A 21,579-nucleotide genomic window follows, 5' to 3' on the forward strand; every position below is an offset into this window, starting at 1 on the left:
ATCAAGGGGATCGGGGTGCGCAGCGCGCTTTGCCTCGTCATCCGCATGCCCGAGCTCGGCCATGCCGGCCGCAACGAGGTCGCCGCTCTTGCCGGTGTCGCACCCTATGATGACGACAGCGGCAAGCATCGCGGCAGGCGCAGGATCCAGGGCGGTCGCGAAAGGCTGCGCAAGAGCCTGTTCATGTGCGCCTTCACCGCCCGCCGGCACAATCCGGATCTGGCGGCCTTCTACAAGCGGTTGCGCGGCAACGGCAAGGAGCACCTGTGCGCGGTCATCGCGGTGGCCAGAAAACTCGTCATTCTCGCCAACACAATCCTCACCAGGCAGACCGAATGGACGCCGAAATATGTGAAAGGATGAGACATGGTTGCTCCCCGCTGGGGCGAAGGGAAGATGGAGCGAGTGGCCGGCTCCGAGTCTCTTCTCCCCAGCGGGGAGAAGGTGCCGGCAGGCGGATGAGGGGGCCACTCGGCACACCCTCTCCAAAACCACACCGAACTCACCACTCCCCCTCAAGCCGCCGTCGAAGCCACCAAGCCCCCGCCCGCAATCAACCGCTCCGCCTCCGCAAGCGGCATCGGCTTGCCCAGCAGATACCCCTGAACCTCGTGAAACCCCTCCTGGCGCAACCGCAGCAGTTGCGCGTCTGTCTCGATCCCTTCGGCCAGCGTCGTCGCGTTGAAGCCGGAGCCGATGCCGACAACGGCGCGCACGATCGCCAGGTTGCCGGGATCGGTGTCGATGCCGGCGATGAAGCTGCGATCGAGCTTGATCTTGTCGAAGGCAAAGGCGCGCAGGTAGCTGAAGGAGGAATAGCCGGTGCCGAAATCGTCGATGGCGATGCGGATGCCGAGTTCCTTCAGCGCCTTCAAGAGCGGCAGGCTCTGGCCGACATCGGCGAGGAAAACCGATTCCGTGATCTCGATCTCCAGCCGCTCCGGCCGCAACCCGCTCTCGTCGAGCGCCGAGACGACGCTGGCAAGCAGGCTGGTGTGGCGAAACTGGCTGACCGAGAGATTGACGGCCACCTTGAGCTCAGACGGCCAGCGCGCCGCCGTGCGGCAGGCCTCGCGCAGCACCCATTCGCCGATCGCGACGATCAGCCCGGTCTCTTCCGCAACGGGAATGAACTCCATCGGCGGCACCAGCCCGCGCTCCGGATGGTTCCAGCGGATCAGCGCCTCGAAGCCGCCGAGCCCGTCATTTTCCAGCTGCACGATCGGCTGGTAGTAGAGCTCGAACTGGTTCCTCTGCAGCGCCTCGCGCAGCTCCACCGTCAGCATGTGCCGGCGCTCGGCCTCGAGCCGCATCGAGGGCTCGTAGAAGCGATAGGTCGAGCGGCCGCTTTCCTTGGCGGCGTAGAGCGCGAGGTCGGCATGGCGCATGAGAACATCGTCGTCTTCCGCATGATCGGGCGCCAGCGCGATGCCGATGCTGCAGGTCACATGCTCGTTGACGCCATCGAGATCGAAGGGCGAAGACAGCGACGCAAGCAGCCGCTCGGCGAACCGCTCGATGCAACCGGCCTCCCGGAAGCCGACCACCAGCGCGAACTCGTCGCCGCCGAGACGCGCCACGAGATCGCCGTCGTCGGCAAGACCGGTCAGCCGCGCGGCCACCTGGCAGAGCAGCGCATCGCCGGCCGCATGGCCCTTGCTGTCATTGATATGCTTGAAGTGATCGACATCCAGATAAAGCAGAGCAACCGGCTTGTCGGCGGTGGCAAGCGAAGAGACGCGCTTGATGTGGTCGGCGAAGAAGGCGCGGTTCGGCAGGCCGGTCAGAACGTCGTGCATGGCCATATAGGCGAGCCGCGCCTCGACCGAGCGTTCCTCGGTTACATCCTGCGAGATGCCGAGCAGGTAGCGTGGGGCGCTGCCATCCGGCGACGGCAGAGCGCGCTTGACGGTTCTGAGGATACGCTGCTGACCATCTGAGCGCTGCATCGTCTCTTCGAAACTGATCGCCGCAGGCGCCGCGAAGGCCCGGGCATCCTGCTCGCGAAACGCTTCGGTCTGTTCGTCGTCGAAAAAGGTGCGATCGCTGCGGCCGACCACGTCGAGAGAATGGCGGCCGATGATGTCGCCGCAGGCTTCGTTGAAGAGAATATAAAGACCATCCGCGTCCATGTCCTTGACGAACACGCCGACCGGCAGGTTGTCGACGATGCTGTCCAGGAGCGAGCGCGTGTCGCTGACCTCGCGATGCGCGGCATTCACCTCGGTCTGGTCCTGCACGATGGCAAGGATCGCATCACGGCCGTTGAAGCGCACGCCGCGGCCATAAGTCAGCACCTCGAGCATCGTGCCATCGGCCTTCAGATGCGTCCAGCGCTCGGCCCGCTCCATGTCGGACCGCGCATGCACGGCTGTCAGCATTCGCTGGCGCTCATGCGCAGGACGGATGTCGAGCACGGTCATGCCTTCATAGGCCTCCCGTGAATAGCCATAGAGATCGATGGCGGCATTGTTGACGATCAGGAAGCGCAACGTGTCGGGGTCGTAGACCCACATCGGCGACGGATGGGTTGCGAAGAGAGACTGGAAATCATCATTGGGAGTATCGGTCGAAACGAATGCTCTCTGAATACCTGTCATAGGCAATATCACAATCACATGAATCTGATGGCTGATTCCGACGACTATAGTGAAAAAAACTAAATAAAATCAGAATCATAGTTCGCACAAACTTTAGGCGAACCGCCTTCGCTGTGTGCAGTACTAACCGCTTGTTATGATGTTTCGCGGCTTTTCTTCACACACTGGAAAGGTCTGCACAAAGATCGGCCAGATCAGTGATGGTTATGCGCGCACTGCCCGTGGTCGGCCAGAACCTCGATCACCCGGCACTGATCGACCCGCCCGTGACCGCACCCGGCGACCATCGCCTCCAGTTCCACCTTCAGCGCCATCAGGCTGCGGATGCGCTGCTCGACATCGATAAGCCGCGCCTTGGCGATCGCGTCGGCCGAGGCGCAGGACTGGTTCGGATCGTCCTGCAGGATGAGAAGCGTGCGGATGGCATCGACTTCGAAGCCAAGTTCGCGGGCGTGGCGGATGAACACCAGGCGGCTGATGTCGGTGGGCTCGTAGGAGCGCTGATTGCCCTCGCTGCGACTTGGCGCGCTCAGCAGGCCGATGCCCTCGTAATAGCGGATCGTCGGCACCTTCACGCCGCTTTGGCGCGATGCTTCGCCGATGGTGATTTTTTTCATCATTTCCCCCTTGCACCTCTAGTCGCTAGAGGATGTAGGAAGGATGCTCGTCAATGACAAGGAAGCCCATAAGGAAGCCGATGATGAGCGACAGGATCGAGAAGCGCTACAGGGTCGAAGGCATGGATTGCGCCAGCTGCGCGGCCAAGATCGATACCGCCGTGCGCCGCGTCTCCGGCGTCGAGGACGTCTCGGTGTCGGTAACCTCTGGCACCATGACCGTGCGCCACGACGGCAGCAGCGACCTTGCCGCGATCGAAAAGAAGGTCATCGGCCTCGGCTACGGCCTGCGCCCGTTGGCGACCACCGAGACACCCCGCCCGAGCGGCCACGGCGCCGAGCATGTGCACGGACCGGACTGCGGCCATGATCACGGACACAGCCACGCGCGGGACCACGTGCATGACGACCACGATCATGATCACCATGACCACGCACACGATCATGGCCACGACAGCCAAGGCGCCCCCGCCGAAATCGAAGGCCTGCATGGTCACGACCACGCGCCCATGTCCGGCCCATGGTGGCAGAGCCGCAAGGGCCGCCTGACGATCCTCTCGGGCGCCGCCCTCGTCATCGCCTACATCGTCGGCCATCTCGTCCCATCGATCGCGCCCTATGCCTTTATCGCCGCGATGCTGGTCGGCCTCGTCCCGATCGCTCGCCGCGCGGTCATGGCCGCGCTGTCGGGCACGCCCTTCTCGATCGAGATGCTGATGACCATCGCCGCCGTCGGCGCCGTCATCATCCATGCCGGCGAGGAAGCCGCGACCGTGGTCTTCCTGTTCCTGGTCGGCGAACTGCTGGAAGGTGTGGCATCAGGCAAGGCGCGCGCCAGCATCCAGTCGCTAACGACGCTGGTGCCGAAAAGCGCCCTTCTCGAAGAGGGCGGCGCAACCCGTGAGGTGCCGGCCGAAACGCTTGCCGTCGGCTCGACCATTCTCGTGCGCCCCGGCGACCGCATCTCCGCCGATGGCATCATCCTCTCCGGCGAAAGCACGATCGACGAGGCACCGGTAACAGGCGAAAGCACGCCGGTGCGCAAGGGCGAAGGCGACGTCGTCTTCGCGGGAACGGTCAATGGCGACGCGGCATTGCGCGTCACGGTGACGGCCGCCGCCGCCGACAACACCATCGCCCGCGTCGTGCGCCTCGTGGAGGAAGCGCAGGAGAAGAAGGCGCCGACCGAGCGCTTCATCGACCGCTTCTCGCGCTATTACACGCCAGGCGTGGTCGTCGTTGCCGCCCTCGTCGCCATCCTGCCGCCGCTGGTTATGGGCGGCGCATGGGACGAGTGGATCTACAAGGGCCTTGCGATCCTATTGATCGGCTGCCCCTGTGCGCTCGTCATCTCCACGCCCGCCGCCATCGCCGCCTCGCTGTCATCAGGCGCGCGGCGCGGCCTGCTGCTCAAGGGCGGCGCGGTTCTTGAGACGCTGGGCAAGATCAACGCCGTGGCGCTCGACAAGACCGGCACGCTGACCGAGGGCAAGCCTGTTGTCACCGACATATTGAGCTTCGGAAAGCCCGAGGCCGAGGTGCTGACCTATGCCGCGGCACTCGAGACCGGCTCCAGCCACCCGCTGGCGCTCGCCATCCTCGGCAGGGCCGCGCGCGACGCCATCGCCATTCCGCAGGCAACCGACGCCAAGGCGCTGGGCGGCAAGGGCGTGATCGCCACTGTGGCCGGCCAGCCGGTCTTCCTCGGCTCCCCCAAGGCCGCCGCCGAAATCGCGACACTCTCAGACGAGCAGCAGGCGCGCATCACGGGGCTCAACGACGAAGGCAAGACCGTCTCCGTGCTTGTCGTCGGCAACCAATTGGCCGGTGCCATCGCCATGCGCGACGAGCCGCGTGACGACGCCAAATCGGGCCTGAAGGCGCTGACCGACGCCGGCGTCAGGATCGTCATGCTGACGGGCGACAACGCCCGCACCGCCAACGCCATCGGCAAGGAGCTCGGCATCGAGGTCCGCGCCGAGCTGATGCCCGAGGACAAGCAGCGCATCGTCGGCGAGTTGCAGAAGAGCGGCCTGAAGGTCGCCAAGGTCGGCGACGGCATCAACGACGCGCCGGCGCTGGCTGCTGCCGATGTCGGCATCGCCATGGGCGGCGGCACGGATGTGGCGCTGGAAACCGCCGACGCCGCGATCCTTCACGGCCGCGTCTCCGACATCGCCGCCATGATCGCGCTGTCGAAACGCACCATGCGCAACATCGGCGAAAACATCTCGATCGCGCTCGGCCTGAAGGCCGTCTTCCTGGTCACGACGATTGCCGGCATCACCGGCCTCTGGCCCGCCATCCTCGCCGACACCGGCGCCACGGTGCTGGTGACGATCAACGCATTGCGATTGCTGCGGCCGGTTTCATCACAGGCTTAAGACTATGTTAACAGCACGCGTGGCGCGCATTTTCCCTTGAATTTTGAGGAGTGAAGAGCGCCACGCTCCGCAGGGCGTGTATTCGCTATGCAATTCAACGAGATACAATTTTAGATCATTAAATTTTTCTTAAAGAGCGACGGCTGTTTGAGAGATTTTCGCAACGGGTTGCCTCTATCCGGCGCGAGTCATTCAATTTTCAAGGCTTCGCATATGTTACTAGACGGCATATTTTATCCCAATCAATCCTCCGGAGCATCGAGTTCCACCACAAGCCCATCGCAAAGCGCCTCGGAAACATCGCCCCCATCCGAGCAATCCGCCTCCCCTTCCCCGGCAAGCAATGAGCCTATCAGCTACCCGCCGGAGGAAACGGACGACCAGACCTACACCGCCCAGCCGCAGACCGAGCCTGAGCCCGAAGCATCGGCTCCGGCCGAACCTGACGCGCAGCCAGCACCCGCGCCTCAGGCATCGGCTGCCGACGATACGCAGCAGGCAGCCTCCACGAAGCCAGCAAGCGATCCGGTGACCACAGCCAAGGCCAGCGAGCCGGCTGGACAACCGGCACCGGAAAGCCAACCGGCTTCCGCCGCCGAGCCCACACCGACAGAGCCGCAGCAGAACGCGGCCGCCACGCCCGCCAACGACAACAGTGCCTCGGCACCGGCTTCCGGTACCGGCGCGACCAGCGGCACTGCTCCCGTTGCAACACCGTTGCCGACGTCTCCGACGCACACCGCAAGCGCCTCGGCCTCGAAGGCATCGACGACACCATCAAGCACCGCCACCAAGGGCGACGATATCGACCTCACCGATCTGCTGAAGAAGCAGGCGGAACAGACAAGCCAATCCGAGCGGCTCCGGTCGATGTTCGCGGACGGTTCGACCGGCGCGGCCTCGCCATTCCTGTCGCTCTTCGGCGTCGAAGCAGGCAGCGAGCAGAGCCGCGTCAACGCCGTCACGCTTCTCTACCAGCAGTTTTGACGGTTTAGCCGCGGGCTCCCGCCGCCACCGATGACAAAGCCCGGCGCAGCCTTCCGCGCCGGGCTTTCGCGTTTCGGCGCTGCAACCGGAAAGTGGCGCCTGCCACATTCTGGAACCTATCTCTTCTTCACGCGTTAGTGATTGAGGAGGAGAAGCACCATGACCAATGATTTCAATCGTCCGAATGCCGCGAACACCCCACCGGCGAAGAGTTCGTCGAAGACGATGTGGGTTGCAATCGCACTTCTGGTCGTCATCGTCGCCCTGGCGGCAACCTATTGGCCAAGGGGCGCTTCGGCTCCCACGGCAACCGCGCCGAGCGTAACGGCACCCGTGACCAAACCCGCGGCACCGGCAACGCCGCCCGCCTCGCAGGCCACCCCGCCGGCTGCAACACCGCCGGCAGCGACACCTGCCCCGGCAACACCAGCGCCCACGACCCCGGCTCCCGCAACGCCGGCTCCCGCGAACCCGCAGTAAAGCCGGTTCGATCGCAGATAACGAAAAGCCCGCCAGTTCAGGCGGGCTTTTTTGCATGCGTGACCGATGCTTAGTTCTGGCCGGCCTTCAGCACCCGGTGCGTGCTGTCATCGACGGCATTACCCATCTGGCGGCCGTCCTTTGCAAGGCCGTTGGCGGTGTTGGCGCAGGACGACAGCGCCAGCAGCGAGGTGAGCGCAATGGCAACGGCAAATCGTGTCATGAAAATCTCCCTAATGATCGGCCGGAGCGGCACGCGATCAGGTAGATAGCGCCGGCCCGCCTGTGATCAACGCCGCCACGCAAGCCTCAAAACAGAAAACCCGGCACAGTCGCCTGCGTCGGGTCTCTTCACATCTTCCCTGGGAGGAAAGCCTCAATCAACAGCAAATACGAGCGGCTTGGCCTGTCGGATTGCTGGGTTGGCGGTCAATTTTCCAAGCACGTCGTCGCTGACGGGGCCATCGACGTAAAGCAGCGCGATCGCGTCACCGCCCTGCTCGCCACGGCCGAGCTGGAAGTTGGCGATGTTGACGCCGGCCGCACCCAGCGTCGTGCCGATGAAGCCGATCATGCCGGGAACGTCGGTGTTGGAGATGTAGACCATGTTCGCGCCGACATCGCCGTCGAGGTTGATGCCCTTGATCTGGATGAAGCGCGGCTTGCCGTCGGAGAAGACGGTGCCGGCAACCGAGCGCGTCTGCTTGTCGGTCTTGACCGTCAGCTTGATGTAGCCGTCGTAAACGCCGGTCTTGTCGCGCTTGACCTCGGAAAGAACGATGCCCTTTTCCTTGATCATGATCGGAGCCGAAACCATGTTGACGTCGGCGACCTGGTTGCGGATGAGGCCGGCGAGCAGCGCAGACGTCAGCGCCTTGGTGTTCATCGTCGCGGTCGCGCCGTCGAACAGGATCTCGATTTCCTTGATCGGGTCTTCCGAGACCTGGCCGACGAACGCGCCGAGAACGTCGGCGAGCTTGATGAACGGCTTCAGGATCGGCGCTTCTTCAGCGGTGATCGAGGGCATGTTGATGGCGTTGGAAACGGCACCCTTGACGAGGTAGTCCGACATCTGCTCGGCAACCTGCAGGGCGACGTTTTCCTGCGCTTCCGTGGTCGATGCGCCCAGATGCGGCGTGCAGACGACGTTGGGCAGGCCGAACAGCGGGCTTTCCTTGGCGGGCTCGACTTCGAAGACGTCGAAGCCGGCGCCGGCGACGTGGCCGGACTTGATGGCTTCGGCAAGCGCTGCTTCGTCAACCAGGCCGCCACGGGCGCAGTTGATGATGCGAACGCCGGGCTTGGTCTTGGCGAGGTTTTCCTTGCCGAGAATGCCGCGCGTCTTGTCCGTCATCGGAACGTGCAGGGTGATGAAGTCGGCCTTGGCGAGCAGCTCGTCGAGCTCGACCTTGGTGACGCCCATCTCCTGAGCGCGCTCGGCCGAGAGGAAGGGGTCGTAGGCGAGAACATGCATGCCGAGGCCAATGGCCTTCTTGCAGACGATGCCGCCGATGTTGCCGGCGCCGATGACGCCGAGCGTCTTGCCGGTGATCTCGACACCCATGAACTTCGACTTTTCCCACTTGCCGGCCTGCGTGGAGGCATCGGCTGCAGGCAGCTGGCGGGCAACGGCGAACATCAGAGCGATCGCGTGTTCAGCGGTTGTGATCGAGTTGCCGAACGGGGTGTTCATGACGATGATACCGCGGCGCGAGGCGGCCGGGATATCGACGTTGTCAACGCCGATGCCGGCGCGGCCGATGACCTTGAGGTTGGTCGCAGCCGCGATCAGCTTTTCCGTCGCCTTGGTGGCGGAGCGGATGGCGAGACCGTCGTAATTGCCGATGATTTCGGCGAGCTTGTCCTTGTCCTTGCCGAGCTGCGGCTGGAAATCGACTTCGACGCCGCGATCACGGAAGATCTGGACGGCGGTTTCCGACAGTTCGTCGGATACGAGAACGCGAGGTGCCATTGGGGGCTTCCTTCAAAAGGTTCAACGATGGAATGTATCGGGATTGCGAGGCTCCGCCTTTTCAGCGGAGCCGGATGCGATCAACTCAGGCAGCGGCCTGGGAAAGCGTTGCCTTCTGGGTCGCAAACGCCCAGGAGAGCCACGGCATCAGCTTCTGCATGTCTGCAGTTTCGATCGTGGCGCCGGCCCAGATGCGCAGGCCCGACGGCGCGTCGCGGTAATGGCCGATGTCGTAGGCGACACCTTCCTTGTCGAGCAGGCTGACGATGCCCTTGGCGAAGTTCGCCTGGCCGTCGGCGTCGAGCGCCAGAACGTCCTTGTCGGTGATCTTCAGGCAGACCGAGGTGTTGGAAGCCGTCTCGGCCTTGACGGCCAGGTTGGCGATCCAGTCATTGGCGGCAACGAAGTCGGCGATGACCTTGGCGTTGGCGTCGGCGCGGGCCATCAGGCCCTTCAGGCCGCCAACGTCCTTCGACCACAGCAGCGCATCGATATAGTCCTCGACGCAGAGCATGGACGGCGTGTTGATGGTTTCGCCGGTGAATATGCCCTCGATCAGCTTGCCGCCCGAGGTCATGCGGAAGATCTTCGGCAGCGGCCAGGCCGGTGCGTAGGTGGTGAGACGCTCGACAGCACGCGGCGACAGGATGATGACGCCATGAGCGCCCTCGCCGCCGAGAACCTTCTGCCAGGAGAAGGTGACGACATCGAGCTTGGCGAAATCAAGGTTCTGCGCGAAGGCGGCAGAGGTCGCATCGCAGATCGTCAGACCCTTGCGGTCGGCGGGAATGAAATCGCCGTTCGGGACGCGAACGCCCGAGGTGGTGCCGTTCCATGTGAAGACGACGTCGCGGTCGAAATCGATGGTCGAGAGATCGGGCAGTTCGCCGTAGCCAGCTTCGATCTTGCGAACGTCTTTCAGCTTCAGCTGCTTGACGACGTCGGTGACCCAACCGGCGCCAAAGCTTTCCCAGGCGACCATGTCGACGCCGCGCTCGCCGAGCAGTGACCAGAGCGCCATTTCGACGGCGCCGGTATCGGAAGCGGGCACGATGCCGATGCGGTAATCCGCCGGCACTTCGAGAACTTCGCGCGTGAGATCAATGGCTTGCTTGAGCTTCGTCTTTCCGATTTTCGCACGATGCGAACGGCCGAGCGGCGCGTCGGAAAGGGCTTCGAGCGACCAACCGGGGCGCTTCGAGCAAGGACCAGACGAAAAATGGGTGTTGTTCGGACGTACGTCCGGCTTCGCGGTGGCAGTGGCCATATGTATACCCTTCCAGGTAATTAGCCTCTCGTTGGGGAGAGGTGTCCCGCCGCCGTTGATACAGATGTGGCCAGATATCGTCAACTTACAAATGTCGCGCTTTGAGGAATTATTGACGCAGGAGCGACGTGGCGGGAAACGAGAAAAGCCGCCCCAAGGGACGGCTTTCCAAGATGTGGAGACAATGTCTCGTTTGAATACAGGCGCTTACTTATAGACCGGCTGCTGCAGCGGAATTTCCGGAGCAGGCTCGTAGGACGCCGTCTGGCAACCGCCGAACAGGTAGCGAGCGCCGACGCGTGCTTCATGAACGTTGAAGCCCTTGTCGCGGCCCGGGCCGCCGTTTTCGTTGTAGCCGAACATGTCGCCGCCGTTGACGTGCAGGAAGCGGTAGCCGACGTCGGCCTTGACGTTGCAGGTCACGTCGATCGACGCACCGGCCATCAGGCCGTAGCTGAAGCGCCAGCCGCCCTTGCCGCCGTGGATGACCGTGTCATCGCAACCATTGCCGCTGCCGCTGGTGTCGCAAGACGTGTTGCTCAGGTCCTTCCACTTGACGTAGGTGCCGCCGATGCCGGCGCCGACGTAAGGCGTGACGTAGCCGTAGGTGCCGAGATCGACATAGGCGTTGGCCATCAGCGACCATGCGGTCAGCGAGGAAAGATCGGTCGAGGAGCAGGTAACCTGGCAGGCGCCGAATTGCGAGCCGCCGCCATTGGTCGAACCGTGGAAGTCGGACTTGCCGAGATAATCCAGCGTCACGTCGGTGCGCAGATAGTTGTTGATCTGGTAACCGACACCGCCGCCGATGGTCCAGGCGTCATCGAGATCGGCGCGGTCGAAGCTGGCTTCGCTTGCGCTGCTGCCGCCCTGGAAGAATTTCGCGCCACGCAGGTCGTTGAAGCCGTAGCCGACATCGCCGCGCAGATACCAGCCGGTCGCTTCGGTCACGGTGACCTCGGGAGCGGCGATCGGTTCGGCGGGCATGAGGTCCGCGGCATAAGCATTCGAGGTAATGAGCAATGCGGCGAAGACGCCAGACAAGCTTCTCTTCATGGATCCCACTCCAAGGTTCGACGCCTGGCAGGATCGAGCTCCGCCAGTTGAATACGTTTCGGTAAGGATAATGAAGTGGAAACGTTAAGCGCTGCTTAACTGTAATTGTCAAACATCGCCTTTTACTCAAAGGCACTGGCAAACCGCTGATTTGGTTCGGATTTTATTGCCTGAACACGCATCGGGCGGGTGCGGTCAAAGCCTGCGGATATCACCGTCCGCGCGTCGCTGCCACGCTAATAAAAAGCGCCCGACTTAACAAAGTTAATAGCGGTTCTGGCCGTAAGCGCGTAGGGTGCATTGTCGGTCAGGACTTTTAAGGCAATGACCGCTTGGGAGTTACTAAGCGCTTCCGCCCCTTTATGGAGGTGCGCCCATGTCCAAGCTCAACAGAGCTATTTCGTTCGAAGAAGATCTATCGCCCGTTTTCGAGGCCCTGTCGCTTTGGTGCAGGGAGCAGAGATTCGGGCCCGACAGCCTGCAAGGCTGTGCAGCCGCATCGAGGCTGCTCGACTTCTTCGAAGACGGTGCCATCACGACACCAGCGCTTCTCGACCTCATGCGTCGAGAGGTGATCTGACAAAATCGCGATGTACGAATGAGAATGCCCAGCCAAAGGCTGGGCATTGGAAGCTTGTGGACGGTGCCTGACGAAAATCAGGCGGCCGTGCGCACGCTTGAGATCGTGCCGATCAGGTCGTTAACGATGCGCTCGATCTGGCTGCGATCGTCGCCTTCCGCCATCACGCGGATGAGCGGCTCGGTGCCGGACGGGCGAATGACCAGACGGCCGCTCTTGGCAAGCTCGGCTTCGGCCTCGGCGATCGCCTGCTGCACATGCAGGTCTTCCAGCGGCTTGCCGCCGGAATAGCGCACGTTGCGCAGGAGCTGCGGCACAGGCTCGAAACGGCGGCAGATTTCGCTGACCGTCTTGCCGGTGCGCTTGACCGCGACCAGGATCTGCAGCGCGGCCACGAGGCCATCGCCGGTCGTGCCGTAATCCGACAACACGATATGGCCCGACTGCTCCCCACCGACATTGTAATTGTTGTTGCGCATGTGCTCGACAACATAGCGGTCGCCGACAGCCGTGCGCACGAGACCGAGACCCTTGCCCTGCAGGAAGCGCTCAAGCCCGAGATTGGACATGACGGTGGCGACGATGCCATCGCCGCGCAGCTGCTGGCTCTCGGCATAGCTCTCAGCGATGACGGCCATCAGCTGGTCGCCATCGACGATCGCGCCGTTCTCATCGACGATGATCACGCGGTCGGCGTCGCCGTCGAGCGCGATGCCGATATCGGCGCGCACTTCATCGACCTTCTTCTGCAGAGCTACCGGGCTGGTGGAGCCGCAGTTGAGATTGATGTTGGTACCATTCGGCTCGTTGCCGATGACGACGACATCGGCGCCCAGTTCCCAGAGCACGGCCGGTGCCACCTTGTAGGCTGCGCCGTTGGCGCAATCGATCGCGATCCTGAGCCCCTGCAACGTCACGTCGCGCGGCAGCGTGCGCTTGGCATGCTCGATATAGCGGTCATGAACGCCATCGACGCGCTTGGCGCGGCCGATATCGTCGGACTTGGCGAGCTGCGCGCTCATGTCCTTCTCGAGCAGATCCTCGATCTGCATTTCCAGATCATCCGACAGCTTGTAGCCATCGGGACCGAAGAGCTTGATGCCGTTGTCTTCGTATGGATTGTGCGAGGCGGAGATCATCACGCCAATATCGGCGCGCAGCGAGCGCGTCAGCATGGCGACGGCAGGCGTCGGGATCGGGCCGAGAACGAAGGCATCGAGGCCGGCGGCGGTGAAGCCCGCGACCATGGCGTTTTCGAGCATGTAGCCGGAAAGCCGGGTGTCCTTGCCGATAACGACCCGGTGGCGGTGGTTGCCGCGGCGGAAGATCGTGCCTGCCGCGATACCGACCCGCATCGCGAGATCCGGCGTCATCGGAAACACATTGGACTGACCGCGAATACCATCAGTGCCGAAATAGCGTCTTTTCATATGCACCCCTGTGCCTTGAGCGCGCGTTACGCTGCGCATCGTCGTGTCTTGCAAATTGCACGCCTGCGCGTGTTCCCTCGCCAGAGAGGCCTTCATTGAGGCCACCTTATGTCAGCGGAATGCCACAAAACGCGGCAACCATCACGTCAATTAACGAGAAAATCGATTATATCCCGTTACCAACGAAAAAGGCCGGACACCATTTCGGGTGTCCGGCCTTTTCATGATTTCCAAAGAAAATCAGTGCGGTTGCGGCTCCATGCCACCTTCGGCCTCATCGCCCTTGGCAGGACGCGTGCCGGTCTTCGGCACGGCCGAACCACGGCTCGGAGGCGTATCGTCACCGAGATCACGCGACGGCTTTTCACCGCGAATCAACGCCTTGATCTCTTCGCCGGTCAGCGTCTCGTATTCGAGCAGGCCTTCGGCGATGGCCACGAACGCGTCATGGTCGTCGGTCAGGATGCGGCGCGCTTCGGCATAGGCTTCGTCGATCAGCTTGCGAACTTCCGAATCGATGGTCATGGCCGTCGCTTCGGACACGTTCTTCGACTGCGAAACCGAGTGGCCGAGGAAGACTTCCTGCTGGTTTTCACCATAGGAAACCTGGCCGAGCTTGTCGGAGAAGCCCCACTGGGTGACCATCGCACGGGCAAGCTTGGTGGCCTGCTCGATGTCGGACGATGCGCCCGATGTGATGTTCTCCTTGCCGAAGGTCAGTTCTTCGGCAACGCGACCGCCCATCATGATGACGAGGCGCGAGACCATCCACTTGTAGCTCATCGAGTAGCGGTCGCCCTCGGGAAGCTGCATGACCATGCCGAGTGCACGGCCGCGCGGAATGATCGTCGCCTTGTGCAGCGGATCGGCCACCGGAACCTTGAGCGCCGTGATGGCGTGGCCGGCTTCGTGGTAGGCGGTCAGCTTCTTTTCGGCTTCGGTCATGGCGGACGAGCGGCGCTCGGCGCCCATCATGATCTTGTCCTTGGCGTCTTCGAATTCCTGCATGGTGACGACGCGCTTGTTGCGACGCGCGGCCATCAGGGCAGCTTCGTTGACGAGGTTCATCAGGTCGGCACCGGAGAAGCCGGGCGTACCGCGAGCCAGAACCTTGAGATCGACATTCGGCGCCAGCGGCACGTTGCGGGCGTGAACCTTGAGGATGCGCTCACGACCGACGATATCGGGGTTCGGAACGACGACCTGGCGGTCGAAACGGCCCGGACGCAGCAGCGCCGGATCGAGAACGTCGGGACGGTTGGTCGCCGCGATCAGGATGATGCCTTCGTTTGCTTCGAAGCCGTCCATCTCGACCAGCAGCTGGTTCAGCGTCTGCTCGCGTTCGTCGTTACCGCCGCCGAGACCGGCGCCACGATGGCGGCCGACGGCGTCGATTTCGTCGATGAAGATGATGCACGGCGCGTTCTTCTTGGCCTGCTCGAACATGTCGCGGACGCGGCTTGCGCCGACACCGACGAACATTTCGACGAAGTCGGAACCCGAGATCGTGAAGAACGGAACGTTTGCCTCGCCTGCGACGGAGCGTGCGAGCAGCGTCTTACCGGTACCGGGAGGGCCGACCAGAAGCACGCCGCGCGGAATCTTGCCGCCGAGACGCTGGAACTTCTGCGGATCACGCAGAAATTCGACGATTTCCTCAAGGTCCTGCTTGGCTTCGTCGACGCCGGCGACGTCATCGAACGTGACGCGGCCATGCGCTTCGGTAAGCAGCTTGGCCTTCGACTTGCCGAAGCCCATCGCGCCGCGCGAACCACCCTGCATCTGCCGCATGAAGAACAGCCAGACGCCGAGGATGAGAAGCATCGGCAGCAAGGTGCCGAGATAGCTCAGGAAACCGGAAGAACCGTCGGTTTCGGGACGTGCCGAAACGAGAACATTCTTCGTCTGCAGGCGATCGAGCAGATTGTCGTCGACCACAGGCGTATAGGTTTGGAAGGTGGTGCCATTTTCAACATAGCTGCCGGAGACGCGGTTACCCGTGACGACGACTTCCTTGACGCGGCCCGCATCCACTTCACGCAGGAACTGCGAATAAGGGATATCGCGGGAGCTGGTCTGCGCCGGCGACGTCTGGAACATACTGAAGAGGGCAATCAGCAAAAGCGCTATGATTGCCCACAAGGCGAAATTACGTAAGTTAGGGTTCATCGAACTCCCCAGCACTGGAACGACCGCCTCATGGCGACCGCTTTATTTGGCTTCTAACATAGGATTGCGTCAGGCGGTTGCCAAGGCAAACCCATCAGTTAGATGGTTTTTCCGTCAATAAGACCTAAAGGCGGTTTTGGATAGGGGCGTGTTCCAAAGGCTGCCGCGAGGCTGGTCGCGAACTTGACGTCCAATCGTGTCAAAAAACGGTCGAAGGGCGCGAAATATGGCACGACGTCGATGTCATCGGCGAGATCGGGCGACGGGTCGGCGGCGACGATGCGCGCTTGCGCCGCACGGGCTCGGGCGAGCGTGCTTTTGGGGAGGTTTTCGGGTGTTGGCATGGCGGCAGGTCCATCGCCGGCTCTGCCATTGCTTTCTTGGCGTCTAGCTGTTTCGGCGCCGCCCTCCTGTCCACCCTCATTCCTGTGCTTGTCACAGGAATCCAGCGTGCCCAAGTCCTTGGGCACAAAAGAGTCCCTCACGGCGCGGACGCGCCGTTGCTGGATTCCTGTGACAAGCACAGGAATGAGGGAGTGTGAGTTAGGCGCTTGGTGCCCTACTGCAGCGTCGGCACTCGTCCCCGCAGCCCCAACGGTCACCTCAACCTCAGACCTGTTCACCACCACATACCGCCCATCCCACACACCACGCTCGCCGGCGCCGACCGTCAGCGGCACCAGCCCCCGCGTCTCCCGCGCCAGATACAGCCCATCGCGCCTTAGATCGAACACCACCCGCCCCGCCGTCATCCGACCAGGCCGGCCCGCTTCGACAAACTCGACCACCGCGCCGATCTGCTCCGCCCCCAGCGCAAACGCCTGCCCACCGATCACAGCCGCCAGCCGCGCAAGCCCATGCCCAAGCACCGCCCGATCAACTGAAAGACCAGCAACGCCAACCCGCAACAGCATTCCCTCATGCACATCGACATGCGCATCAAGCCACCCGGCCGCAGCCTCATCGAGCGCCATCCGCGAAGCCGTCATCGCCTCAATCTCGCCGACCGAGATCCCCTCGCCCGCCAGCGCCTGGCGCGTCCGCACCCGCTCGTATTTCACATCCTCGTTGCTCGGATCATCGCTCCACCCGATACCGCGCAGCTTAAGCATCGCGCGAATATCCGCCCGCAGCGAAGACAGCAGCGGCCGGGCGACCCAGATGCGACGATCGAACAGAACCAGATCGGCGATCCCAGTCGTGGTGGCGGCCGAGCGTTGGCCGCGCATGGCAAATGTCTCGCGCTGATCGTCGAGCGTATGGCCGGTCACGATAATGTCAGCGCCGAGCTCGACTGCTGCCTCGGCAAGCAGCCCGTAGCGGGCATCGCGCGCGGCGGCCATGATGCCGGCCTTCGGCTTGGTGCCCTGCCAGATCTTGGTGACGTGAGGAATATCGAGCGATCGGCAAAGAGCAGCAACATCGCGCGCTTCATCGGCCGATTGTGGGCGCAGCGCGTGGTCGACGGTCGCGGCGCAGAGGGAAATTTGGGGATTGGGCTCGGCCTTCAGCGCATCGTAGAGCGCGATCAGCAGGCCAGTGGAATCACTGCCGCCCGAAATCGCGACGAGAATGCGCGAGGGCTGGTCAAGCGAGGAGAGAAAGCGGCGTGTCGCCGTCTCTGGGGAGAGGATGCCGTCCGGGCGCAAGACCGGAAAGCCTTAGCAGGAGAGACGCTTCTGTTCACTCGCGACCTTGGATATGACGGCGCGGGAAGCCTTGGGATAACGCTTCGGCACTTCGCGCAGCGTTGCGCAGGCGGTTTCCGTATTGTCGAGCGCGGCCAGCGACATGCCGAGCTTCAAGAGCATTTCCGGCGCCTTTTCCGACGTGCCGTACTTCTGGTGCGCGTTCAGGAAGGTCTTGGCCGATTCGTTGAACTTGCCCTGCGAATAGAGCGCTTCGCCAAGCCAGAAATTGGCATCCGCCGCGCGCGCGCTGTTCGGATACTGGCCGATATAGGCGTTGAATTCCTTTTCGGCGGTCGAGTAGTCGCCTGACAGCACATGGCCGTAAGCAGCCTTGTACTGATCGGCTTCGCTGCCGAGCGACGCGGTCTGCGAGCCTGCGGCACCGACCGGCGGCAGCGGGCTGGAGCCGACTTCGGCGCCCGGATTGACCGAGCCACCGATCGGATTGCCGTTCTGGTCGAACTGCATGGAGCCGAGCTGCTGCGGCGGCTGGCCGAGACCGGTGTTCTCAGGGACGTCGGTCGAGGGCGACGTTTCAGGTGCCCTCGAGGTCTGGATGGCGCGGGCGACATCGTCGCCACCGCCCTGTCCCATTGCCTGACCTTGGCCCATTCCCTGACCTTGCGCCGTCTGGTTGGAAGCCGGGATATCGGCTTCGCTCTTCTTCATCGGCTTGGATGCACCACCGGCGCTGCCGCCACCGCCGCCGCTCTTTTCCAGTTCCTGAAAGCGGAATTCATTGTCTTCCTGTGCCTTGCGGATGGTCTCCTGCATCTGCAGCAGCTGGAAGCTCATTTCCTCGATGCGGCCGTTCAGCTGGCGCAGCTGATCTTCGAGCTGCTGGATGCGCACTTCCGCGCCGCCGGCCTGCACGTTGACGACGGGCGCCTGCGCCGGTGCCTGGCTGGCCGTCTTGTTTCCGAAATGCAATCCGAATAGCGACGACGCGTTCGCCGATTGGCCAACCCCGGCCACCGTTGCGAGGCAGAGCATGCCCGCCACGACAAATTTCTTCATTTGGTTCGTCCTGTCCCAGTGATTCTTCGCGCCTCGATGGCACGAACAGGAGATTTTTCCAATTGCTTTCAAAAAGCAACGGAGTTCGGCCAAAGTGTGTTCAAAAAGAAAAGGCGGCCCGCGATGGAGCCGCCTTTCCAATTTGTAATAAAACCCGGCTTTTTATCGCCGGATCGGCAATTACATGCCGGCGCCACCGAGAACGGTAACGGCGCGGCGGTTCTGCGACCAGCAGGAGATGTCGTCGCAAACGGCGACCGGACGTTCCTTGCCGTAGGAGATCGTCTTCATGCGCTGAGCCGGAACGCCGCGCGAAGCGAGGTAGTCCTTGGTGGCAGCCGCACGGCGAGCGCCGAGAGCGAGGTTGTATTCGCGCGTGCCGCGTTCGTCGGCATGGCCTTCGATCGTGATTGCGTACTTCGGATAGCGGCCGAGCCACTGCGCCTGACGATCGAGCGTCTGGGCGGCGTCGGCGCGAACCGAGGTCGAGTCGGTGTCGAAGAAGATGCGGTCGCCAACGTTGACGGTGAAGTCCTGGGCCGAACCCGGGGTCGCAGCGCCGGCACCGAGGCCGAGATCACCGGCGCTGTTGGCCATGTTCTTCTTGTTGGCGCAGCCTGCGAGTGCGAGACCGGCGACGAGCGCGATCATGACCGGGTTGCGGGCGAAGTTCTGCATGCGGCTCATTGCCGGGGTATGAATTCGGCTCATGGCCGGTCTCCTTGCGACTTGATTAAGGTTGCCGGACTGTAACCGTTCTCGGTTAATCGGCTTTCAAGAACTATGGTTAACGAATGGTTGATTTGGCCCTCTGTCGCCCCATTCGTAGATTTTTGAGGCGACAAGAAGGCAGGCATGCGGACTTCCCTACTCCAGAAGCGGCGACCAGGCCGGGTCGGAAGCGTAAGCGGGGGTCTTGATCATCTGCTCGTTGTAACCGCTCAGATCGATCGAATAGAGCTGTGGGCCACCTGCACCCGCCGCCTGGCGGAAGAACATGATGACGCGGCCGTTCGGCGCCCAGGTCGGGCCTTCATTGTGGAAGCCCGTGGTCAGGATGCGCTCGCCCGAACCATCAGGTTTCATCACGCCGATCGAGAACTTGCCGCCCGACTGCTTGGTGAAGGCGATCAGATCGCCGCGCGGAGACCAGACCGGCGTGGAGTAGGAACCGTCGCCGAAGGAGATACGCGTCTGGCCGGAACCGTCGGCGCTCATCTTGTAGAGCTGCTGGCGGCCGCCGCGGTCGCTTTCGAACACGATCTGGCTGCCATCAGGCGAATAGGACGGCGAGGTATCGATTGCGGCCGTGGACGTCAGGCGTGTCGTGGTGCGCGAACGCAGGTCCATCGTGTAGATATTGGCATTGCCTTCCTGCTGCAGGCTCATCACCACCTTCTGGCCATCAGGCGAGAAGCGCGGCGAGAAGGTCATGCCCGGGAAGTTGCCGACCACTTCGCGCTGTCCTGTTTCCAGCTGCAGCAGGTAGACGCGCGGCTGCTGGTTGGCGAAGGACATGTAGGTGACTTCCTGCCGGTTCGGCGAGAAGCGCGGGGTCAGAACGAGGTCGCTGCCATTGGTGAGCATGCGCACGTTGAAGCCGTCCTGGTCCATGATGGCGAGCTGGCGCTTGCGCTCCTGCTTGCTGCCGGATTCGGACACGAAGACGACGCGGGTGTCGAAGTAGCCCTCTTCACCGGTGATCTGCTTGTAGATCGCGTCGGCGATGATGTGGGCCACGCGGCGCCAGTTTTCAGGCTGCGTGTAGAACTGCTGGCCGGTCATCTGGCTGCCGGCAAACGTGTCCCACAGGCGGAACTCGGCGCGAAGACGACCATCGGCCTCCTGCGTGACGCGGCCGGTGACCAGCGCCTGCGCGTTGATGACCTTCCAGTCCTCGAAGCGCGGAGCGGCATCCGGGTTGGAGATCTTCTCGATGAAGGCATTCTTGGCGATAGGCTTGAACAGGCCAGAGCGCTGCAGATCCGCGGCGATAACCTGCGAGACCTGGGCGCCCATGTCGCCCTGCAGGAAGTCGGTGATCGCGATCGGCAGGGGCTCGACATTGCCCTTGTTGATGTTGATTTCGACAAGCGCATGCGCCGGCGTGGCGATGACCGCGGTGGTCATCATGCCAACGGCGACCATCAGGGCGCGGAAAAGGGAACACTTGGACATAGAGGACAAGCCTTTCAGCATTTTAAAGGGCTAGATCGCTGGGGTCGAAATTGACGATGACTTCGCCCCAGGCGTCGTATTTGTCTTTCGGCAGATTGGTGAACGGCGACGACTTCATGACGGCGCGCTTGGCGCCGCTGGCGAGCGCCATGCGGGTCGATTCGTTGGTGCCGCCGATGGCTTCCACTTCGGGAGCGCCAATGATGTTGCCGTCAGGGTCGAGCTTCATGTGGACCCTGATGCGGACTTCGCTGGCGCCTTCCATGCCGGGAATGACCGACCAGTTGCCGGCGATCGCGCTGCGCAGTGCATCCATTTCGCTCATCGACAGCTTGGAGCCGCCGGTCGCCTTCTTGGCGCCGAGCGAGGCAACTTCGGTCGAGCTCTTGGCGCCGCCATTCGACGGATCCTGCTTGTTCAAGAGTGCGGCGATGTCATCGGCGTTGAAGTCGCTCTTCTGCGCGGAAGAGGCTTTGGCCTTTTCCTGCTTCTTGTCGGACTTCTTCTTGTCAGACGGCTTCTCGTCGGTCTGCGCCTTGTCTTCCGTCTTCTTCTCCGCGGGCTTTTCAGCCGGCTTCTGTTCCGGCGGCTTCGGCTGCGGCTTGATTACGGGTGTCGGCACCTTGTCCGGCAATGCTTCCGCATCCGGCTTCGGCGGCTCGGGCATGTCCTGCGGCTTCTCTTCAGCCTTCGGAGGCGTCGGCGCGATTTCCGGCTTCGGCGGCGTGATCGACGCGACCTGGCTCGGCTCCACCGCCGTATCTTCCTTCATGATGTCCTTCACCTCGTTGGGCACGGGATCATTGTCCGGAAGCGGCTTTTCGGAGGCCTTCGGTGCTGCGGCCGACTCGTTGTTGTTTGGCTTGGCGTTCGGGATCGGCGGCGTCTTCAGGTCGACCTTGTTCTCGCCCATGTTCTCGGCGTTGGCCACATTGGTCGGCTTGGAGGTCGGCTTCGGCGCCGGCTTGTCGCTCGGCTTGGCCGTCTTGTCTCCCTGCTGCAACTGCGTCAGGTCCTCGACAGGCACGAGGTTGACGGGCATGGCCTCGAAATCCTCGACCTTGAACTCCGACGGGGAGCCGATCGAAATCAGCGCCCAGGCGAGCAGAGCACAGTGCAGTACAGCAGATGAGACAATACTGGCCTTCATA

General features: G+C 62.7%; 18 protein-coding genes. 5 read left to right on the plus strand and 13 right to left on the minus strand.

Translation table 11 applies throughout. From position 1 onward, the window contains the following. A partial coding sequence (locus D460_RS0116095) for an IS110 family transposase (protein ID WP_018899602.1) occupies positions 1-363 on the plus strand: 363 nt, incomplete at its 5' end. Positions 364-515: 152 nt separating this feature from the next. Here the strand turns inward: D460_RS0116095 and D460_RS0116100 are convergent. Together D460_RS0116100 and D460_RS0116105 are read right to left on the minus strand one after the other, a co-directional pair. After that, positions 516-2,600 (minus strand): bifunctional diguanylate cyclase/phosphodiesterase, encoded by a 2,085-nt coding sequence (locus tag D460_RS0116100; protein WP_018899603.1) that lies wholly within the window; start codon positions 2,598-2,600, stop codon positions 516-518. 194 nt (positions 2,601-2,794) lie between these two features. Next, positions 2,795-3,217 carry a helix-turn-helix domain-containing protein gene (locus D460_RS0116105; RefSeq protein ID WP_018899604.1) on the minus strand — a complete coding sequence of 141 codons (423 nt, stop codon included), beginning with the start codon at positions 3,215-3,217 and terminating at the stop codon, positions 2,795-2,797. A gap of 83 nt (positions 3,218-3,300) precedes the next feature. Here D460_RS0116105 and D460_RS0116110 point away from each other — a divergent pair, with 83 nt between their 5' ends. The 3 genes from D460_RS0116110 to D460_RS35990 all read left to right on the plus strand — a co-directional run bounded on the left by D460_RS0116110 (position 3,301) and on the right by D460_RS35990 (position 7,068). Beyond that, entirely contained in the window at positions 3,301-5,601 is a 2,301-nt protein-coding gene (locus D460_RS0116110; RefSeq protein ID WP_018899605.1) for a heavy metal translocating P-type ATPase, read from the plus strand. 213 nt (positions 5,602-5,814) lie between these two features. Next, entirely contained in the window at positions 5,815-6,588 is a 774-nt protein-coding gene (locus tag D460_RS35985) for a hypothetical protein (RefSeq protein WP_026283218.1), read from the plus strand. 159 nt (positions 6,589-6,747) lie between these two features. Then, positions 6,748-7,068 (plus strand): dynamin, encoded by a 321-nt coding sequence (locus tag D460_RS35990; RefSeq protein WP_155947768.1) that lies wholly within the window; start codon positions 6,748-6,750, stop codon positions 7,066-7,068. Positions 7,069-7,138: 70 nt separating this feature from the next. On the opposite strand, the gene D460_RS0116135 is transcribed toward D460_RS35990, so the two are convergent. From D460_RS0116135 to D460_RS0116150, 4 genes are all read right to left on the minus strand, one after another. Beyond that, positions 7,139-7,291: a hypothetical protein gene (locus D460_RS0116135; RefSeq protein WP_018899610.1), complete on the minus strand. Its 153-nt coding sequence runs from the start codon at positions 7,289-7,291 to the stop codon at positions 7,139-7,141. A 153-nt stretch (positions 7,292-7,444) separates the two neighbouring features. Then, a complete protein-coding gene (gene serA, locus D460_RS0116140) occupies positions 7,445-9,040 on the minus strand; it encodes a phosphoglycerate dehydrogenase (protein WP_018899611.1) in 1,596 nt (531 codons plus the stop codon). 85 nt (positions 9,041-9,125) lie between these two features. Further along, the gene (locus tag D460_RS0116145) at positions 9,126-10,307 is read right to left on the minus strand and encodes a phosphoserine transaminase (RefSeq protein WP_018899612.1); all 1,182 of its coding nucleotides are present in this window, start codon (positions 10,305-10,307) and stop codon (positions 9,126-9,128) included. A gap of 207 nt (positions 10,308-10,514) precedes the next feature. Beyond that, entirely contained in the window at positions 10,515-11,363 is an 849-nt protein-coding gene (locus D460_RS0116150; protein ID WP_018899613.1) for an outer membrane protein, read from the minus strand. Positions 11,364-11,739: 376 nt separating this feature from the next. Here D460_RS0116150 and D460_RS0116155 point away from each other — a divergent pair, with 376 nt between their 5' ends. Then, the gene (locus D460_RS0116155; RefSeq protein ID WP_018899614.1) at positions 11,740-11,943 is read left to right on the plus strand and encodes a hypothetical protein; all 204 of its coding nucleotides are present in this window, start codon (positions 11,740-11,742) and stop codon (positions 11,941-11,943) included. Between the two features lie 77 nt (positions 11,944-12,020). Here D460_RS0116155 and glmM read toward each other — a convergent pair whose 3' ends face one another. The 7 genes from glmM to D460_RS0116190 form a co-directional block, all read right to left on the minus strand. Then, on the minus strand, positions 12,021-13,373 hold the full coding sequence (gene glmM, locus D460_RS0116160; protein WP_018899615.1) for a phosphoglucosamine mutase: 1,353 nt from the start codon (positions 13,371-13,373) through the stop codon (positions 12,021-12,023). 240 nt (positions 13,374-13,613) lie between these two features. Beyond that, a complete protein-coding gene (gene ftsH / locus D460_RS0116165; protein ID WP_026283219.1) occupies positions 13,614-15,542 on the minus strand; it encodes an ATP-dependent zinc metalloprotease FtsH in 1,929 nt (642 codons plus the stop codon). A 98-nt stretch (positions 15,543-15,640) separates the two neighbouring features. Further along, complete coding sequence (gene tilS, locus D460_RS0116170) at positions 15,641-17,191, minus strand: tRNA lysidine(34) synthetase TilS (protein ID WP_018899617.1); 1,551 nt, start codon at positions 17,189-17,191, stop codon at positions 15,641-15,643. A gap of 12 nt (positions 17,192-17,203) precedes the next feature. Beyond that, entirely contained in the window at positions 17,204-18,250 is a 1,047-nt protein-coding gene (gene ybgF / locus D460_RS0116175; protein WP_018899618.1) for a tol-pal system protein YbgF, read from the minus strand. Between the two features lie 180 nt (positions 18,251-18,430). Next, the gene (gene pal, locus D460_RS0116180; protein WP_026283220.1) at positions 18,431-18,961 is read right to left on the minus strand and encodes a peptidoglycan-associated lipoprotein Pal; all 531 of its coding nucleotides are present in this window, start codon (positions 18,959-18,961) and stop codon (positions 18,431-18,433) included. Between the two features lie 156 nt (positions 18,962-19,117). Beyond that, a complete protein-coding gene (gene tolB, locus D460_RS0116185; protein WP_018899620.1) occupies positions 19,118-20,428 on the minus strand; it encodes a Tol-Pal system beta propeller repeat protein TolB in 1,311 nt (436 codons plus the stop codon). Between the two features lie 22 nt (positions 20,429-20,450). Next, positions 20,451-21,578, minus strand: coding sequence for a cell envelope integrity protein TolA (locus D460_RS0116190; protein WP_018899621.1), 1,128 nt, complete (start codon positions 21,576-21,578; stop codon positions 20,451-20,453). Between the last annotated feature and the right edge of the window lies 1 nt (position 21,579).

Source organism: Rhizobium sp. 2MFCol3.1 (assembly GCF_000377565.1).
GTDB lineage: Bacteria > Pseudomonadota > Alphaproteobacteria > Rhizobiales > Rhizobiaceae > Rhizobium.

Coding starts and splice junctions, on each gene's coding strand:
- D460_RS0116100 (WP_018899603.1), bottom strand. CDS start 2,600: ATGACAGGTATTCAGAGAGCATTCGTTTCGACCGATACTCCCAATGAT.
- D460_RS0116105 (WP_018899604.1), bottom strand. CDS start 3,217: ATGAAAAAAATCACCATCGGCGAAGCATCGCGCCAAAGCGGCGTGAAG.
- D460_RS0116110 (WP_018899605.1), top strand. CDS start 3,301: ATGAGCGACAGGATCGAGAAGCGCTACAGGGTCGAAGGCATGGATTGC.
- D460_RS35985 (WP_026283218.1), top strand. CDS start 5,815: ATGTTACTAGACGGCATATTTTATCCCAATCAATCCTCCGGAGCATCG.
- D460_RS35990 (WP_155947768.1), top strand. CDS start 6,748: ATGACCAATGATTTCAATCGTCCGAATGCCGCGAACACCCCACCGGCG.
- D460_RS0116135 (WP_018899610.1), bottom strand. CDS start 7,291: ATGACACGATTTGCCGTTGCCATTGCGCTCACCTCGCTGCTGGCGCTG.
- serA (WP_018899611.1), bottom strand. CDS start 9,040: ATGGCACCTCGCGTTCTCGTATCCGACGAACTGTCGGAAACCGCCGTC.
- D460_RS0116145 (WP_018899612.1), bottom strand. CDS start 10,307: ATGGCCACTGCCACCGCGAAGCCGGACGTACGTCCGAACAACACCCAT.
- D460_RS0116150 (WP_018899613.1), bottom strand. CDS start 11,363: ATGAAGAGAAGCTTGTCTGGCGTCTTCGCCGCATTGCTCATTACCTCG.
- D460_RS0116155 (WP_018899614.1), top strand. CDS start 11,740: ATGTCCAAGCTCAACAGAGCTATTTCGTTCGAAGAAGATCTATCGCCC.
- glmM (WP_018899615.1), bottom strand. CDS start 13,373: ATGAAAAGACGCTATTTCGGCACTGATGGTATTCGCGGTCAGTCCAAT.
- ftsH (WP_026283219.1), bottom strand. CDS start 15,542: ATGAACCCTAACTTACGTAATTTCGCCTTGTGGGCAATCATAGCGCTT.
- ybgF (WP_018899618.1), bottom strand. CDS start 18,250: ATGAAGAAATTTGTCGTGGCGGGCATGCTCTGCCTCGCAACGGTGGCC.
- pal (WP_026283220.1), bottom strand. CDS start 18,961: ATGAGCCGAATTCATACCCCGGCAATGAGCCGCATGCAGAACTTCGCC.
- tolB (WP_018899620.1), bottom strand. CDS start 20,428: ATGTCCAAGTGTTCCCTTTTCCGCGCCCTGATGGTCGCCGTTGGCATG.
- D460_RS0116190 (WP_018899621.1), bottom strand. CDS start 21,578: ATGAAGGCCAGTATTGTCTCATCTGCTGTACTGCACTGTGCTCTGCTC.